Source organism: Streptomyces sp. NPDC001816 (assembly GCF_042892235.1).
GTDB lineage: Bacteria > Actinomycetota > Actinomycetes > Streptomycetales > Streptomycetaceae > Streptomyces.
This window is the reverse complement of the sequence record NZ_JBIATY010000001.1, coordinates 80,644-96,849: the sequence shown is the minus strand read 5'-3', so window position 1 is coordinate 96,849 and position 16,206 is coordinate 80,644. Positions and strand designations below refer to the sequence as shown.

Here is a 16,206-nt window from a genome sequence, read left to right as displayed (position 1 = left end):
AGGGGCGCCGGCCCATGGCCGGCGCCCCTTACCTCAGGAACCGCGTGTCATCAGCTGCAGCCGCTGGTCGAGCCGCAGCCCTCGCAGATGTAGCAGGAGCCGGCGCGCTGCATCTTCGTGCCGCAGGAGAAGCACAGCGGGGCGTCGGCCTGGATGCCCAGCTGCATCTCCACCAGCTCGGCGCTGGTGTGCGCCTGCTTCGGGGCGGGCTTGGCCACCTCGGCCTCGACCTTCGGGGTGGCGACGGCCTTCAGCTCCTGGGCGCGCGGCGCCGACTGGGCCAGGCCCTCGACGTCGACCTCGTCGATGGACTGCTCGTAGGAGCCGGTCTCCAGGTGACGCTGACGCTCCTCGGCGGAGTGGATGCCGAGCGCGGAGCGCGTCTCGAAGGGCAGGAAGTCCAGCGCCAGGCGGCGGAAGATGTAGTCGACGATCGACTGCGCCATCCGCACGTCCGGGTCGTCCGTCATACCGGCCGGCTCGAAGCGCATGTTCGTGAACTTCGAGACGTACGTCTCCAGCGGCACGCCGTACTGAAGGCCGACGGAGACCGCGATGGAGAAGGCGTCCATCATGCCCGCGAGAGTCGAGCCCTGCTTGGACATCTTCAGGAAGACCTCGCCGAGACCGTCGTCCGGGTAGGAGTTGGCGGTCATGTAGCCCTCGGCGCCACCGACCGTGAAGGACGTGGTGATGCCCGGGCGGCCCTTGGGGAGGCGCTTGCGGACCGGGCGGTACTCGACCACCTTCTCGACCGCGGTACGGATCGTCTCCTCGGCCTTCGCGGTGACCTCGGCCTTCTCGTCCTCCTTCTTCTTGGCGGAGAGCGGCTGGCCGACCTTGCAGTTGTCGCGGTAGATCGCGAGCGCCTTGACGCCGAGCTTCCAGGCCTCGTAGTAGATCTCCTCGACCTCCTCGACGGTCGCCGTCTCCGGCATGTTGACCGTCTTGGAGATGGCGCCGGAGATCCAGGGCTGGATCGCGGCCATCATGCGGACGTGGCCCATCGGGGAGATGGCGCGCTCGCCCATGGCGCAGTCGAAGACCTCGTAGTGCTCGTGCTTGAGGCCCGGGGCGTCGATCACGTTGCCGTGGTCGGCGATGTGGGCGACGATCGCCTCGATCTGCTCCTCCTGGTAACCCAGGCGGCGCAGAGCCTGCGGGACGGTGCCGTTGACGATCTGCATCGAGCCGCCGCCGACGAGCTTCTTGAACTTCACCAGCGCGAGGTCGGGCTCGACACCGGTGGTGTCGCAGGACATCGCCAGACCGATGGTGCCGGTCGGGGCGAGGACGGACGCCTGGGAGTTACGGAAACCGTTCTGCTCGCCGAGGCGCAGCACGTCCTGCCAGGCCTCCGTGGCGGCGGCCCACACCGGGGTGTCCAGGTCGTCCATGCGGACGGCCACGCCGTTGGCGTCGGCGTGCTGCTTCATGACGCGCTTGTGGGCATCGGCGTTGCGGGCGTAGCCGTCGTACGGACCGACGACCGCGGCCAGCTCGGAGGAGCGGCGGTAGGCCGTACCCGTCATCAGGGAGGTGATGGCGCCGGCCAGGGCGCGGCCGCCGTCCGAGTCGTATGCGTGGCCGGTCGCCATCAGCAGGGCGCCGAGGTTGGCGTAGCCGATGCCGAGCTGGCGGAAGGCGCGGGTGTTCTCGCCGATCTTCTGGGTCGGGAAGTCCGCGAAGCAGATCGAGATGTCCATCGCGGTGATGACCAGCTCGACGACCTTCTGGAAGCGCTCGGTGTCGAAGGACTGGCTGCCCTTGCCGTCGTCCTTCAGGAACTTCATCAGGTTCAGCGAGGCCAGGTTGCAGGACGTGTTGTCCAGGTGCATGTACTCGCTGCAGGGGTTCGAGCCGTTGATCCGGCCGGACTCCGGGCAGGTGTGCCAGTGGTTGATGGTGTCGTCGTACTGGATGCCCGGGTCGGCGCAGGCCCAGGCGGCCTCGGCCATCTTCCGGAACAGGGACTTGGCGTCGATCTCCTCGATGACCTCGCCGGTCATGCGCGCACGCAGGCCGAACTTGCCGCCCTGCTCGACCGCCTTCATGAACTCGTCGTTCACACGGACCGAGTTGTTGGCGTTCTGGTACTGGACCGAGGTGATGTCGTCGCCGCCGAGGTCCATGTCGAAGCCCGCGTCACGCAGGGCGCGGATCTTCTCCTCTTCCTTCACCTTGGTCTCGATGAAGTCCTCGACGTCGGGGTGGTCGACGTCCAGGATGACCATCTTGGCGGCCCGGCGGGTGGCGCCACCGGACTTGATGGTGCCGGCGGAGGCGTCGGCGCCGCGCATGAAGGAGACCGGGCCGGAAGCGTTGCCGCCGGAGGACAGCAGCTCCTTGGAGGAGCGGATGCGGGAGAGGTTCAGGCCGGCGCCGGAGCCGCCCTTGAAGATCATGCCCTCTTCCTTGTACCAGTCGAGGATCGACTCCATGGAGTCGTCGACGGACAGGATGAAGCAGGCGGAGACCTGCTGGGGCTGCGGGGTTCCGACGTTGAACCAGACGGGGCTGTTGAAGCTGAAGATCTGGTGCAGGAGGGCGTACGCCAGCTCGTGCTCGAAGATCTCGGCGTCGGCGGGCGAGGCGAAGTACTTGTGGTCCTCGCCGGCCTTCCGGTACGTCTTCACGATGCGGTCGATCAGCTGCTTGAGGCTGACCTCGCGCTGCGGGGTGCCGACGGCACCCCGGAAGTACTTGCTGGTGACGATGTTGACCGCGTTCACCGACCAGAAGTCGGGGAACTCGACGCCACGCTGCTCGAAGTTGACCGAGCCGTCGCGCCAGTTGGTCATGACGACGTCACGGCGCGCCCACTCGACCTCGTCGTACGGGTGTACGCCAGGGGTGGTGTGGATGCGCTCGATACGCAGCCCCTTGGTGGCCTTGGCGCCCTTCGCTCGGGAACCTCGTGCCGGACCGCTCGCCGTCTCTGTCATGCCGCCTCCCTCTACGGGCTAAAACGCCCTGAAGTGCCACGATGTTCCCGTGACACGGTGTTCTGTCTTGTGTTGCAGGCACCCTCAGATCCACCCGCAACAGGCCTTGGCTCGCCGCCTCCCGGCCGGAACCCGGGTCTCCGTCGGGTTCCGGCCCGCCGGTCAGTCGGCGGCGTGGGCGGGCACGGGGACCTGGGTGGTCCCGCCGGGCCCGCGATCGTCTTCCTGGCTCCCCGCTCCCGCGTCTTCGTCGTCCGCGGCGGGGCCTCGCGTCGCTTCCCTCAGCTCCGCGATGGCGGCCTCGAAGTCCTCGAGCGAGTCGAACGCCCGGTAGACGGAGGCGAATCGCAGATAGGCGACGAGGTCGAGCTCCTGCAACGGGCCGAGTATGGCCAGGCCCACGTCGTGGGTGGTCAGCTCGGCGCTTCCGGTGGCCCGCACCGCCTCCTCGACCCGCTGACCCAGCTGGGCGAGTGCGTCCTCGGTGACAGGCCGCCCCTGGCATGCCTTGCGCACGCCGTTGATGACCTTGGTACGGCTGAATGGCTCGGTGACTCCGGACCGCTTGACCACCATGAGCGAACACGTCTCCACGGTCGTGAAACGACGGGAGCAGTCCGGGCACTGGCGGCGCCTGCGGATCGACGTGCCGTCGTCGGTCGTACGACTGTCGACCACGCGGCTGTCGGGGTGCCTGCAGAAGGGGCAGTGCATGATCTCCAACCCTCCTCACAGCAGACTAAACAGCCCCCAGAGGCCTCAGGGGCCTCTCGAAGCAGCCCCAAGCATAGGCGATCGCAGAGGCCTCTCGGACCCGGGGGACCACAACTTGTGGGCTGCTGTAGCAATCCAACCACTAGATGTGGGGATTGGCTGATACATCGACAGCTCGCGCGTGTCGCGGACGTACACACCCGTACGGCCCAGTCACCCCGCCACCTGTGAAAACACGCGCGTGCGGACGTACCGCCAGGACACTTGCGGAGATAGCGTGGGCGCCGCACGGAGGACGCGTAGGACTCCGGTACGAAGGGACCCGGATCCCGGTTGACGGGGTTCCGGGTGGCAGACTGGGGAAGCAACCCACGAGGTGATCCACCCCGGCGGTGAAGCGTACAACAATGGGCGCTTTTGTCGGCCGGAGTCGGCCAGAGGTCGCGTTAGCCATACACCCGGACACATGATCGCGTCAGGTGAATCGCACTTTTTCACTCGAACGTGTGTTTGGCGCAACCTTTCGAAAGCAACTACCGTTGTCCAGCAGGGAGACCATCGAGAGGGGCCGACGTGACCACCACCGCAGACAGTGCCACCATCACTGCCCAGGACCGCTCCCAGGGCCGAGTCGAGCCGGTACATGCGATGAACGAAGCCACGAATCCTGAGGGGCACAAGCGCTCCCTGCCGGGCCGACCTCCAGGCATCCGGGCGGACAGCTCCGGACTCACCGACCGGCAGCGCCGGGTGATCGAGGTCATCAGGGACTCCGTGCAGCGGCGCGGTTACCCGCCGTCGATGCGCGAGATCGGCCAGGCCGTCGGGCTCTCCAGCACGTCCTCGGTCGCCCACCAGCTGATGGCGCTGGAGCGCAAGGGCTTCCTGCGCCGCGACCCGCACCGCCCGCGCGCCTACGAGGTGCGCGGCTCCGACCAGGCCGTGACCGTGCAGCCCACGGACACTGCCGGCAAGCCCGCGGCGTCGTACGTCCCGCTGGTCGGGCGTATCGCCGCCGGTGGCCCGATCCTCGCGGAGGAGTCGGTCGAGGACGTGTTCCCGCTCCCCCGGCAGCTCGTCGGTGACGGCGAACTGTTCGTCCTCAAGGTCGTCGGCGACTCCATGATCGAGGCCGCGATCTGTGACGGCGACTGGGTCACCGTCCGCCGCCAGCCGGTCGCCGAGAACGGCGACATCGTGGCGGCCATGCTCGAGGGCGAGGCCACAGTCAAGCGCTTCAAGCGCGAGGACGGCCACGTCTGGCTCCTCCCGCACAACTCGGCCTACGAGCCGATCCCCGGCGACGACGCGACCATCCTCGGCAAGGTCGTCGCCGTGCTGCGGCGCGTGTGACCGCTGCGGCGGACGGGCCGGGCGGCCCGCTCCCTGACCGGGCCCCGGAACCCCTGCGCCGGTTCCGGGGCCCTGTGCGTTCGGCTCAGCCCAGAGCCGCCGTGCAGCCCACCTGGTCCTAACGGCCCAGGTGGGAGGGGCTCACTGGGCTTCCGTCTGCTTCGCGGCCGCGTCGATCGCCGCGAGCGACCTGCGCACCTGGTTGCGGTCCGTGGTGAACCAGAAGTCGGGCAGTGAGGCCTTGAGGTAGCCGCCGTACCGCGCGGTGGCGAGCCGCTGGTCGAGTACGGCGACCACACCGCGGTCCCCGGAGGCCCGTACGAGGCGGCCGGCGCCCTGGGCCATGAGCAGGGCCGCATGTGTCGCGGCCACCGCCATGAAGCCGTTGCCGCCCGCTTCCTCCACCGCCTTCTGGCGGGCGCTCATCAGCGGGTCGTCGGGGCGCGGGAACGGGATCTTGTCCATGACGACCAGCTGACAGCTGGGGCCCGGGACGTCGACGCCCTGCCACAGCGACAGCGTGCCGAAGAGGCAGGTCCTGGGGTCGGCCGCGAAGTTCTTGATCAGCTCGCCGAGGGTCTCCTCGCCCTGGAGCAGGATCGGGAACTCGGGGATCCGGGAGCGCAGCTCCTCGGCGGCGAGCTGGGCGGCCCGCATCGACGAGAACAGTCCGAGGGTGCGGCCACCGGCCGCCTGGATCAGCTCGGTCAGCTCGGTCAGCATGTCGGTGCGCTCGCCGTCTCGCGCGGGGCGGGCGAGGTGCTTGGCGACGTAGAGGATGCCCTGCTTGCGGTAGTCGAAGGGCGAGCCGACGTCGATGCCCTTCCAGGTCGGGAGATCCTCGCCCTCCACACCCTCGGGACCCAGCCCCAGGGAGGCACCCACACCGTTGAAGTCGCCGCCCAGCTTGAGGGTCGCCGAGGCGAGGACGACGCTGCGGTCCGCGAAGAGCTTTTCCCTGAGCAGCCCGGAGACCGACATGGGGGCGACACACAGGGAGGCGCCGAACCGGTCGTGGCGCTCGTACCAGACGACGTCCCACTCGGAGCCGTTCAGGACCCGCTCTGCCACGTCGTGGACCGTCTCCACCGAGGCCAGCGCCTGCTTGCGGACCGCGTCCTCGTCCTGGACGGACTTGTCACGGGTCGCACCGATCGCGGAGATGACCGTGCGGGCCGCGTCCCGCAGCGCCATCAGGGCATAGCCGAGATCTTCCGGGATCTCCTCCAGACGGCCCGGCAGGGCCAGCTCCATCAGCCGCTCGAAGCCCTCGGCGGCGGTCTGGAGCTGGTCGGCGGCCTTCTCGTTGACGAGTTTGGCGGCTCGGCGCACGGCACGGTTGACCTGGCCGGGCGTGAGTTCGCCGGTGGCGACGCCGGTCACGCGGGAGACCAGCTCGTGCGCCTCGTCGACGATCAGCACCTCGTGCTGCGGGAGTACCGGGGCGCCCTCGATGGCGTCGATGGCCAGGAGCGCGTGGTTCGTGACGACGACCTCGGCGAGCTTGGCCCGCTCGCGGGCCATCTCCGCGAAGCACTCGGCGCCGTAGGCACACTTCGACGCGCCCAGGCACTCGCGCGAGGACACCGATACCTGGGACCAGGCACGGTCGGAGACGCCCGGCGTGAGGTCGTCCCGGTCGCCGGTCTCGGTCTCGTCGGCCCAGTCCCGCAGGCGCAGCAGGTCCTGGCCCAGCTTGCTGGTGGGCGCGGCGGCCTCGAACTGGTCGAAGAGTCCGTCCTCCTCGTCCTGCGGCACGCCCTCGTGCAGGCGGTGCAGGCACAGGTAGTTCGACCTGCCCTTGAGCATGGCGAACTCCGGGCGGCGGCGCAGCAGCGGGTGCAGGGCGTCGACGGTGCGGGGCAGGTCCCGTTCCACGAGCTGGCGTTGCAGCGCGAGTGTGGCCGTGGCGACGACCACACGCTCCCCGTGCGCGAGCGCGGGCACGAGATAGCCCAGCGACTTTCCGGTGCCGGTGCCGGCCTGGACCAGCAGATGGGATCCGTCGTCGATCGCCTCGGCGACCGATTCGGCCATGGTCACCTGGCCGGGGCGCTCCGTGCCGCCGACGGCTGCGACAGCGGCATGCAGGAGTTCGGGGAGTGAGGGCTTCGTCATAGCCCGACCACCCTACGGCCCGGCACTGACAAACGGGCGATCAAGGCTGGTACGAGGGGTGGGATCACGGCCGGGGCTCCTGGGACGGGACGGGCTCGGGGCGGGGGCGGGCGGCACGTTCGGCTCGTTCGGCTCGTTCGGCGGGCTCCGAAATTCGTTCCGGACGAGCGGGAACCACAGCGGCCCGCCGGACGTACAACATGTGAACGCGCCGTCACGTGGCGTTACATCAGACCGCGCAGGACTCGGTCCCGGATCATGAGGGCAGCCCGCTTCCCGGGCAGGTCGACCTCGGCCGCGAACCGAAAGCCTGCGCTCAGGAAGGCGGCCACGGAGGGGGTGTTGCTCAGATCGGGCTCCGCGACGACTCGAGCGCAGGCGGGGCGACGGTCGAGGACCAGATCGGCCACGGCTCTGATCAGGGCGGATCCCAGTCCGCACCCTCGGTCGGCGGCGCCGCCGATGAGGAGGTGGATCCCGGTGTCGTGCGGACGGGCCGGGTAGTGGCGGGCCAGTGGATCCAGGTCCGCCCGGTAGATCTCCCAGTAGCTCATGGGGGTGCCGTCCAGCACGCCCAGACAGGGAGTGCTGCGTCCGTCGCCGTCGATCTGGGCGCGCAAGTGGCTCTCCGTCTTGTTGTGGGACCCGGCCAGGTCCCAGAACGGGGCGACGGCGGGGTCGTTCATCCAGCGCCGGACGAGCGGCAGGTCGTGTTCGAGACGCACCGGCACCAGCTGGAACATGCCCACGGGTGTGGGGGTCGGCCCCCAGGTGGGGACGTGGTCGAGCAGGTCGTCCAGGCCGTCGGCAAGGCGCGGCGCGACGAACTGGGTGACGAACTCGTCGGGCAGGCGCAGGTCCAGCGTGTCCTCGCCGTCCCCGAAGGACGCGGTGTCCCGGGCGCTCTTGTCCCCGGCGCTCTTGTCCCCGGCGCTCTTGTCCCAGGCGCCCTGGATGTCCCAGGGCACGGCGCCGCCCGGGTGGAGGGGGACGGAGCCGGGGCCGGTGCCGGCGCTCGCGTCGGTGGGAGGCACGGAGCGCTCCTCTCAGGAGACGAAGGGGGATGGCCCTCGGAGATGACGGAAGACGGTGCGGTTCGTTCAGGAGTGAAGGGGGTTGGCGATGGTGACGTAGACGGACTGGGTGTCGACCGGGCCGACGAGTTCGTCTAGGCCGTGCAGCCTGGTCAGCAGGTTGGCCTTGCAGCGCAGGACGGGTGAGTCGAGCAGGAGGCCGGGCAGCGAGGAGCGCGGGGCGACGGGGCCCGAGGCGACGTCGGTGAGGAAACGGCGGAACGCCGCGATCAGCAGACGCTCGTCGGCGAGGCGCTGGGAGCCGAACGCGCCGATCAGGCCGAGCACGTTGTTGATGGCGAGGTAGTACGCGAAGCGTTCGTCGGTGACCTCGTCCGAGACGAAAGTGTCGCTGAGCTCGCCGATGCCGGGCAGCCGGGCGTCGAGATCGGCTCGCCGGGACTCGCGGAAGTAGTAGCCCTGGTTGTCGCGGTAGCGGCCGCCGGCGGGCCAGCCGTCGCGGTCGAGCAGAAGCAGCGTGTTCTGCTGGTGGGCCTCGAGGGCGATGCCGGCCTCGCTGTCCAGCCACAGCACGGGCCGGACGACCTGTTCGAGGTAGCGCAGGAACCACTCCGCGGCGACGGCTCCGACGGGACGGCCGGTGTGGGCGGACAGCCGTGCGACGAGCTGGGCCAGTCGGGACCGGTGGGACCAGGGGCCGTGCACCGGTGCGGCGTTGGTGCCGGGTTCGGAAAGGGGCCGGGGCGAGACGAGACCGGCGACGCAGCCGACGTCGTCGGTCGGGGCGAACGGGTTGTGCCTGATCACGACGTCGAGGCCGGGCACGGGGCGGCCGTCCGGGTCGTCGACGGCGAGCCAGGCCGGGTCGCGGACGATGTCGAAGCCAGGGTGCACGGCCTGCCACTGCTTGAACAGGCCGCTGCGCAGCAGTCGGTGCACCTCGACTCCGCGATGGAGTTCCTTGCGCAGGTTCTCGCGACGGGAGTTGGTGATGCGCAGGCCCAGCGACAGCTTGAGCATCGCCGGGGCGCCGGACTGGTGGACGGTGCGTACGGAGGAGGTGGGGTGCCAGTCGGAGCCGAGCGGACCGAGGTCGCGGAGGGCGCCGGAGTCGAGCAGGGCGGCGACCGGTTCACGGTGCCGGATCTCGCGCGCCTGCCAGGGGTGCAGGGGCAGGGCGCAGTATCCGTCGGGCAGCGGCAGGGCGGTCCCGGCGAGTCGTTGCGTGAGGTGGTCGGCGGGGACGGGACGGCCGCGCTCGGTCCAGGCCGAGTCGGTCGCGAGCAGAGAGGGGGCGACAGCCATCCAGTGCAGGGGGAAGGATCCGCGCAGCTCCGGCGAGTACAGCCGGGCCTCGGCCTCGGTCAGGCCCTCCCGGCTCTTCGGGGTCGGGTGCAGGGGGTGTCCGAGGAGAAGGGTCTGCTCAGCGCCGAGGAACAGGTCGGGGCCGTCCGCCGGGTGTGCGCGGCGGTCGCGGATGAAGATCGCGGTGTGGCGCAGGGAGTCGGCCACCCTGGCGACCAGGTCGGCGCCTTCCCTGTCCCCGGGTGTCTCCCTGGCGAGCAGCGCTGCGAGGGTGACCGCGTCGACCGGTGGGGCCGTTTCGAGGACGCCGGCGAGACGGGGTGGCCCGAAGCGGTGCCAGCCCGTCGGGGACCAGTGGCGGATCGCTGCGATCAGGGCGGTGCCGCTGCTGGGCAGCGGCACGCGCAGGGTGTTGGTCGCGGGTGCGGCGAGGTTCGTCTCCCGTACCCAGCAGCGCAGAAGGTTCTCCACGGCGGCGGCCTGGGCCGCGGTGCGGGGGTCGGGGTCGTCCAGCGGATCGGCGCCCAGCTCTCCCGCACGCGTGCCGTCCGGGGTTCGCCTCTTCTGCGGGGGAACCGACTCGGCGAGCGGTACCGGAGAGGGCTGGGTGCCGGAGTCCCCCTGGTCGTCCGGGCTGCCGGACCTGCCGTCGGGTGTGGGGGTGGCGTTCAAGACGGCTCCTCGGGGGTGGTCTGGGGTGGGGCGGGACTGTTCTCGTTCGGTCGGGCACGCTCGGTCGTCGTGCCGTGGTCGGTGGGGCGTCCTGGTGGCGAGGGGGTGTGGTGCGGGCCGTGTCGGGCTCTGCAGCTTCGGCGGTGCGGGCGCCGGTGTGCGGTTTCTAGCCGGTGCCCTGGGCAGGGCCGTCCTGCCGGCCCTGGCGGCGGCCGCGGTGCTGCTGATGGCGGGCCGCGGCGGCCACCGCGTCGGCGAGGCGGTCCAGCACGGCTGCCGCCTGCTCGTCACTGATGGTCAGCGGCGGAAGGAGCCGTACGACACTGTCGTGGCGGCCGCCCAGCTCCACGATGAGGCCGCGGTCGAGGCACTCGCGCTGGACGACCGCGGCGAGTTCGGGGTCGGCGGGGCGAGGCGTGCGGGTGGGTTCCAGCCCGCTCATCGTGACGTGGTGGTCGCCGGCGCCGGGGGGTTCACCCGGCCCCGTCCCCTCGCCCTCCGGGTCCACCAGTTCGACGCCGATCATCAGGCCGCGGCCCCGGACGTCCCCGACGCAGGGGAACTCCGTCTGGAGCTCGCGCAGGTGGGACAGCATTCGGGAGCCGAGGGTGGCGGCCCGCTCGGCGAGGCCGTTCTCACGGACGTGGGCCAGGGTGGCGGTGCCCGCGGCCATGGCGAGCTGGTTGCCGCGGAAGGTGCCCGCGTGGGCGCCGGGCTGCCAGACGTCGAGGTCGTCGCGGTAGACGACCACGGCCAGCGGGAGGCTGCCGCCGATGGCCTTGGACAGGACCATGACGTCGGGCGTGACACCGCTGTGCCCGACGCCCCAGAAGGAGCCGGTGCGGCCGACGCCGGTCTGGATCTCGTCGGCGATCAGCGGGACGGACCGGTCGGCCGTGATCTGCCGCATGCGGCGCAGCCAGTCGTCCGGGGCCGGGATCACCCCGCCCTCGCCCTGGACGGGTTCGAGGATCATCCCGGCGGGCAGCGGCACGCCCGACTTGGGATCGTCGAGGAGGGACTCGGTCCAGCGGGCGGCGAGTTCGGCGCCGGACGGGCCGCCCACGCCGAAGGGGCAGCGGTAGTCCTGCGGGTAGGGCAGGCGGGCGACCCGTACGTCGCCCGCGCCGCCGGAGGCGGCCAGGGCTCCGGAGGTCATGCCGTGGTAGGCGCCGGTGAAGGCGAGCATGCCGGTGCGCCCGGTCGCGGCCCGGACCAGTTTGAAGGCGGCCTCGACCGCGTCGGTGCCGGCCGGTCCGCAGAACTGGACGCGGGCGCGGTCGGCGAGCCCGGGCGGCAGGTTGCGGAACAGCTCGGTGATGAAGGCGTCCTTGACGGGGGTCGCCAGGTCGAGGACGGAGAGCGGGGCACCGGATTCGAGGACGCGGCGGATGGCTTCCAGCACGACCGGGTGGTTGTGGCCGAGGGCGAGGGTTCCGGCGCCGGAGAGGCAGTCCAGGTAGCGGCGGCCGTCGGCGCCCTCGATGGTCAGCCCCCGGGCCCGCACGGGCACGATGGGCAGGGCCCGTGCGTAGGTGCGCGCGGCGGACTCGCGCGCCGACTGGCGCCTGAGGATGCCCTCGTGCACGGCACGCGCTCCCCCGTGCGCCCCTTCAGCCACCGATTCGGTCACGGCCACGGCTCGCTGTCCTCCACGCTGTCCAGAGGCGAGTTGATCCACGGGGACCGGGCACAGGCAGCAGGACCCCCACCGCTACCAACAGCTCACGGGCCTGCGGGTTACGGGTTGCCTCAAGATCCTTGCCGTGACGGAACTGTTGCGCTTCCGTCGGAAGTCCCCCACAGCGAGCGCATAGTGTGTGGTCCCGTTCCCAGAAGGCCGTGAGACCGTCATGAACTCCCCATGAGTTCCTGGCCGGTGCCGTGGCCGAAGCGCCGAATTCCTTTACAGCAGGGGGAGTCAAGAGCATGCGATCCATACGGCCGTCGTTCACCGTTCGCCGCGGGAGGGGCGCGTCCCGCAGAACCTCCCCCGTGCTGGCGGCGGTCGCCCTCGCTTCGGCGCTGGCGCTGACCGCCACCGCCTGCAACGGCGACGACCACGCCGACGGCAAGCCGACCGCCAGTGCGACGGCGAACGGGACCGGCGACGGAAAGATCCAGATCCCGGACGACATCAAGGACAAGCTCAAGGAGCACGGGTTCGACATCGACAAGTGGAAGAACGGCGCCTGGAAGAACTGGGACAGGGACGACTGGCTGCGCGAGGCCAACGACTTCATCAACCCGATCATCAAGGGCCTGTGGGACCCGGACCGGATGCGGGGCGCCAACGACCCCGACAAGGACAAGGGCGTCGACGACAACGACATCTCCGGTGACCAGGGCGTGACGGACCCGACCCCGGCGCCGGTGAAGGCGCAGGCGGTCCGGCCGCCTTACCACACCAACGCGGCCACGTCGGGCAAGGTCTTCTTCGACTCCCCCGAGGGCACCATGGTCTGCTCGGCGACGGTCGTGCAGGACCCGGCGCACCCGGGCAAGTCCAACCTCATCTGGACGGCGGGTCACTGTGTGCACGCCGGCAAGAACGGCGGCTGGTACCGCAACATCGCCTTCGTGCCGTCGTACAACAACGCGGCCAAGTCGGCCGACCAGCTGCAGAACGTCAGCAGGGAAGAGGTCGCGCCGTACGGCGTCTGGTGGGCCGACGGGGCGAAGACCTCGCAGCAGTGGATCGACCAGGGCGGTGCGACCGGCGGCAACGGTGCCTCCTACGACTTCTCCGTGATCCATGTGACGCCGGAGCAGGGCAACGCCGGCAAGTCGCTGGAGGAGACGGTCGGCGGCGCGCTCCCGGTGAACTTCAACGCCCCTGCCGTGCCGAAGGTGCGGAGCATCACGGCGACCGGCTACCCGGCGGCGGCTCCGTTCGACGGTCAGCTGGCGTACCAGTGCCAGGACAAGCCGGGCCGGCTGTCGATCAGCAAGCCGGACCCGACGATGTACCGCATCGGCTGCACGATGACCGGTGGCTCCTCCGGCGGCGGCTGGGTGGAGACGGGCGCGGACGGCAAGCCGGCCCTGGTGTCCAACACGTCCATCGGCCCGGTGACTTCGGGCTGGCTTGCGGGTCCCCGCCTGGGTGAGGTGGCCAAGGGCGTGTACGACTCGGTCAGCAAGAAGTTCGCCGGGCGGTAGGTCCGCGGGCACAGCCCTGGCATGGGCGGTGGCGAGGCGTCTGACAGGAACCTTCACCGTCTCGCCGCCGTCCGTCCCCAGTCCCACGGGCATAGTGGGATGTCATCAAAAGCTTCAACGGGGGTTATCGCACCAATGCGTTCCGCACGTAGGTCCTCGACGGGCCGTCGCCGTACCGTCCTCGCTGCGACCGGCCTGGTCGCCGCCCTGGCGCTCACGGCCACGGCCTGCAACGGCTCCGACGACGACAAGGCGGGCAGCCGGGCCGGCGCCGGCGCTTCCCAGGCCACCGACGACGGCAAGGTCCACATCCCGGACGACATCAAGGACAAGCTCAAGAAGCACGGCATCGATGTCGACAAGTGGCAGGACGGCGGCTGGAAGAACTGGGACAAGGACAAGTGGCTCAGTGAGGCCAAGGACTTCGTCAACCCGGTGATCCAGGGTCTGTGGAAGCCGGAGCGGATGAAGTCCGCCAAGGAGGCCAACAAGACGCTGTCCACCAAGGACGCCGCCGCCGACCAGGGCGTCAGCGACCCGGAGCCGCAGCCGGTCCGGGCCGTGGCGGAGAAGACGCCGTACCACCGGAACGCGGCCCCCGTGGGCAAGGTCTTCTTCGACTCGCCCGAGGGCCACATGGTCTGCTCCGGCACGGTGATCAAGGACGTCAACCACCCGGGCAAGTCCAACCTCGTGTGGACGGCGGGTCACTGCGTGCACGCCGGCAAGGAGGGCGGCTGGTACCGCAACATCGCCTTCGTGCCGTCGTACAACGACCTCGGCAAGCCGGAGTCGGAGCTGGCGAACGCGACGACCTCGGAGGTCGCCCCGTACGGCACCTGGTGGGCGGACTGGGCCTCGACCTCGAACGAGTGGATCCAGGGCGGCTCGGAGACGGGCGGCGCGGGTGCGGCGTACGACTACTCGGTGCTGCATGTGAAGCCCGAGTCCGGGGCGAAGTCGCTGGAGGAGACGGTCGGGGCGGCCCTCGACGTCGACTTCTCGGCGCCGTCCGCGACCGAGGTGGCGACCATGGGCGCCTGGGGCTACCCGGCGGCGCCGCCGTTCAACGGGCTGAAGATGTTCAAGTGCCTCGACCGGCCCGGCCGGCTGTCGCTCAGCTCGTCGCTGCCTACGATGTACCGGATCGGCTGCACCATGACCGGCGGCTCCTCCGGCGGCGGCTGGTTCCGTGTGGTGAACGGCAAGACGGAGCTGGTCTCGAACACGTCGATCGGCCCGACGAACAACACCTGGCTCGCCGGCCCGCAGCTGGGCCAGGAGGCGCAGGCCCTCTACGAGAACATGAGCAAGACGTACGGCGGCCGGTGACCCGGACACGGCGGAAGGCCCGCTCCCTCGCGCGAGGGGGCGGGCCTTCCGGCTGTGTTGGGAGGCTCAGGCGAGCTGCGCCGGAACGTACGGCGCGAGGTCGGCCGCGAGTTCCTCGTGCACCCGGACCTTGAGCAGGGTGCCCTCCGCGGTGTGCTCCTCGGAGATCACCTCGCCCTCGGTGTGGGCGCGGGCGACGAGCTTGCCGTGCGTGTACGGCACGAGCGCCTCTACCTCGACCGACGGCCGCGGCAGGTCGGTGTCGATCAGCGCGAGCAGCTCCTCGAGGCCCTGGCCGGTGCGGGCCGAGACCGCGATGGAGCGCTTCTCGACGCGCAGCAGCCGCTGGAGCACCAGCGGGTCGGCCGCGTCCGCCTTGTTGATCACGACGATCTCGGGTACGTCGGTGGCGCCGACGTCCCGGATCACCTCGCGCACGGCGGCGAGCTGCTCCTCCGGGGCCGGGTGCGAGCCGTCCACCACGTGCAGGATCAGGTCGGAGTCGCCGACCTCCTCCATGGTGGAGCGGAACGCCTCGACCAGGTGGTGCGGCAGGTGCCGGACGAAGCCGACGGTGTCGGCCAGGGTGTACAGGCGGCCGCTCGGGGTCTCCGCGCGGCGGACGGTCGGGTCCAGGGTCGCGAACAGGGCGTTCTCGACCAGGACGCCCGCGCCGGTGAGGCGGTTGAGCAGGGAGGACTTGCCGGCGTTGGTGTAGCCCGCGATGGCGACGGACGGCACCTTGTGGCGCCGGCGCTCCTGGCGCTTGATCTCGCGGCCGGTCTTCATCTCCGCGATCTCCCGGCGCATCTTCGCCATCTTCTCGCGGATCCGTCGCCGGTCCGTCTCGATCTTGGTCTCACCGGGGCCACGGGTGGCGAGGCCGCCGCGACCGCCACCCATCTGGCGGGACAGCGACTGACCCCAGCCTCGGAGCCTCGGCAGCATGTACTGCATCTGCGCGAGCGCGACCTGCGCCTTGCCCTCTCGGGACTTGGCGTGCTGGGCGAAGATGTCGAGGATCAGGGCCGTACGGTCGATGACCTTGACCTTGACGACGTCCTCGAGCTGGATCAGCTGGCCCGGGCTCAGCTCACCGTCGCAGATGACGGTGTCGGCGCCCGTTTCGAGGACGATGTCGCGCAGCTCCAGCGCCTTGCCGGAGCCGATGTAGGTGGCCGCGTCGGGCTTGTCGCGGCGCTGGATCACGCCGTCGAGCACGAGCGCGCCCGCGGTCTCGGCGAGGGCGGCCAGCTCCGCGAGGGAGTTGTCCGCGTCCTGTGCCGTTCCCGTGGTCCACACCCCGACGAGCACGACCCGCTCCAGGCGGAGCTGTCGGTACTCGACCTCGGTGACGTCCTCGAGCTCGGTGGAGAGGCCCGCCACACGGCGCAGCGCCGCGCGTTCGGAGCGGTCGAACTGGTCGCCGTCGCGCTCGCCGTCGATCTCGTGGCTCCAGGCGACGTCCTCTTCCATCAGGGCATCGGCCCGAAGACCTTCGGGATAGTCGTGCGCGAGGCGCTTGGTGTCCTGGGAAGGGGAAGAAGAGGAGGTCATTGGATCCTTACGTC

10 protein-coding genes are annotated in these 16,206 nt (G+C 70.4%); 3 read left to right on the top strand and 7 right to left on the bottom strand.

Annotated features, from left to right (window positions below):
- Positions 1–50 precede the first annotated feature (50 nt).
- The gene (locus tag ACFYZZ_RS00430) at positions 51–2,945 is read right to left on the bottom strand and encodes a vitamin B12-dependent ribonucleotide reductase (RefSeq protein WP_389169595.1); all 2,895 of its coding nucleotides are present in this window, start codon (positions 2,943–2,945) and stop codon (positions 51–53) included.
- A 162-nt stretch (positions 2,946–3,107) separates the two neighbouring features.
- Positions 3,108–3,659, bottom strand: a complete 552-nt coding sequence (nrdR, locus tag ACFYZZ_RS00425; RefSeq protein WP_389169593.1) for a transcriptional regulator NrdR — start codon at positions 3,657–3,659, stop codon at positions 3,108–3,110.
- 573 nt (positions 3,660–4,232) lie between these two features.
- Between nrdR and lexA the strand changes: the two genes are divergently transcribed.
- Complete coding sequence (lexA, locus tag ACFYZZ_RS00420) at positions 4,233–5,012, top strand: transcriptional repressor LexA (protein WP_094216449.1); 780 nt, start codon at positions 4,233–4,235, stop codon at positions 5,010–5,012.
- Between the two features lie 141 nt (positions 5,013–5,153).
- On the opposite strand, the gene ACFYZZ_RS00415 is transcribed toward lexA, so the two are convergent.
- The 4 genes from ACFYZZ_RS00415 to ACFYZZ_RS00400 form a co-directional block, all read right to left on the bottom strand.
- Entirely contained in the window at positions 5,154–7,130 is a 1,977-nt protein-coding gene (locus ACFYZZ_RS00415; protein ID WP_389169591.1) for an ATP-dependent DNA helicase, read from the bottom strand.
- Positions 7,131–7,354: 224 nt separating this feature from the next.
- Positions 7,355–8,164: a GNAT family N-acetyltransferase gene (locus tag ACFYZZ_RS00410; protein ID WP_389169588.1), complete on the bottom strand. Its 810-nt coding sequence runs from the start codon at positions 8,162–8,164 to the stop codon at positions 7,355–7,357.
- 66 nt (positions 8,165–8,230) lie between these two features.
- The gene (locus tag ACFYZZ_RS00405) at positions 8,231–10,141 is read right to left on the bottom strand and encodes an IucA/IucC family protein (RefSeq protein WP_389169585.1); all 1,911 of its coding nucleotides are present in this window, start codon (positions 10,139–10,141) and stop codon (positions 8,231–8,233) included.
- A gap of 166 nt (positions 10,142–10,307) precedes the next feature.
- Positions 10,308–11,780 (bottom strand): diaminobutyrate--2-oxoglutarate transaminase family protein, encoded by a 1,473-nt coding sequence (locus ACFYZZ_RS00400; protein ID WP_389169582.1) that lies wholly within the window; start codon positions 11,778–11,780, stop codon positions 10,308–10,310.
- Between the two features lie 290 nt (positions 11,781–12,070).
- On the opposite strand from ACFYZZ_RS00400, the gene ACFYZZ_RS00395 reads away from it, so the two are divergent.
- Together ACFYZZ_RS00395 and ACFYZZ_RS00390 are read left to right on the top strand one after the other, a co-directional pair.
- Positions 12,071–13,303, top strand: coding sequence for a trypsin-like serine peptidase (locus tag ACFYZZ_RS00395; RefSeq protein WP_389169579.1), 1,233 nt, complete (start codon positions 12,071–12,073; stop codon positions 13,301–13,303).
- Between the two features lie 135 nt (positions 13,304–13,438).
- On the top strand, positions 13,439–14,635 hold the full coding sequence (locus tag ACFYZZ_RS00390; RefSeq protein ID WP_389169576.1) for a trypsin-like serine peptidase: 1,197 nt from the start codon (positions 13,439–13,441) through the stop codon (positions 14,633–14,635).
- 66 nt (positions 14,636–14,701) lie between these two features.
- Here ACFYZZ_RS00390 and hflX read toward each other — a convergent pair whose 3' ends face one another.
- Complete coding sequence (gene hflX / locus ACFYZZ_RS00385; protein WP_386575928.1) at positions 14,702–16,192, bottom strand: GTPase HflX; 1,491 nt, start codon at positions 16,190–16,192, stop codon at positions 14,702–14,704.
- Between the last annotated feature and the right edge of the window lie 14 nt (positions 16,193–16,206).

What these genes read in the sequence shown, in the direction of transcription:
- ACFYZZ_RS00430 (WP_389169595.1), bottom strand. Translation starts at nt 2,945, where the DNA reads ATGACAGAGACGGCGAGCGGTCCGGCACGAGGTTCCCGAGCGAAGGGC.
- ACFYZZ_RS00415 (WP_389169591.1), bottom strand. Translation starts at nt 7,130, where the DNA reads ATGACGAAGCCCTCACTCCCCGAACTCCTGCATGCCGCTGTCGCAGCC.
- hflX (WP_386575928.1), bottom strand. Translation starts at nt 16,192, where the DNA reads ATGACCTCCTCTTCTTCCCCTTCCCAGGACACCAAGCGCCTCGCGCAC.
- ACFYZZ_RS00395 (WP_389169579.1), top strand. Translation starts at nt 12,071, where the DNA reads ATGCGATCCATACGGCCGTCGTTCACCGTTCGCCGCGGGAGGGGCGCG.
- nrdR (WP_389169593.1), bottom strand. Translation starts at nt 3,659, where the DNA reads ATGCACTGCCCCTTCTGCAGGCACCCCGACAGCCGCGTGGTCGACAGT.
- ACFYZZ_RS00390 (WP_389169576.1), top strand. Translation starts at nt 13,439, where the DNA reads ATGCGTTCCGCACGTAGGTCCTCGACGGGCCGTCGCCGTACCGTCCTC.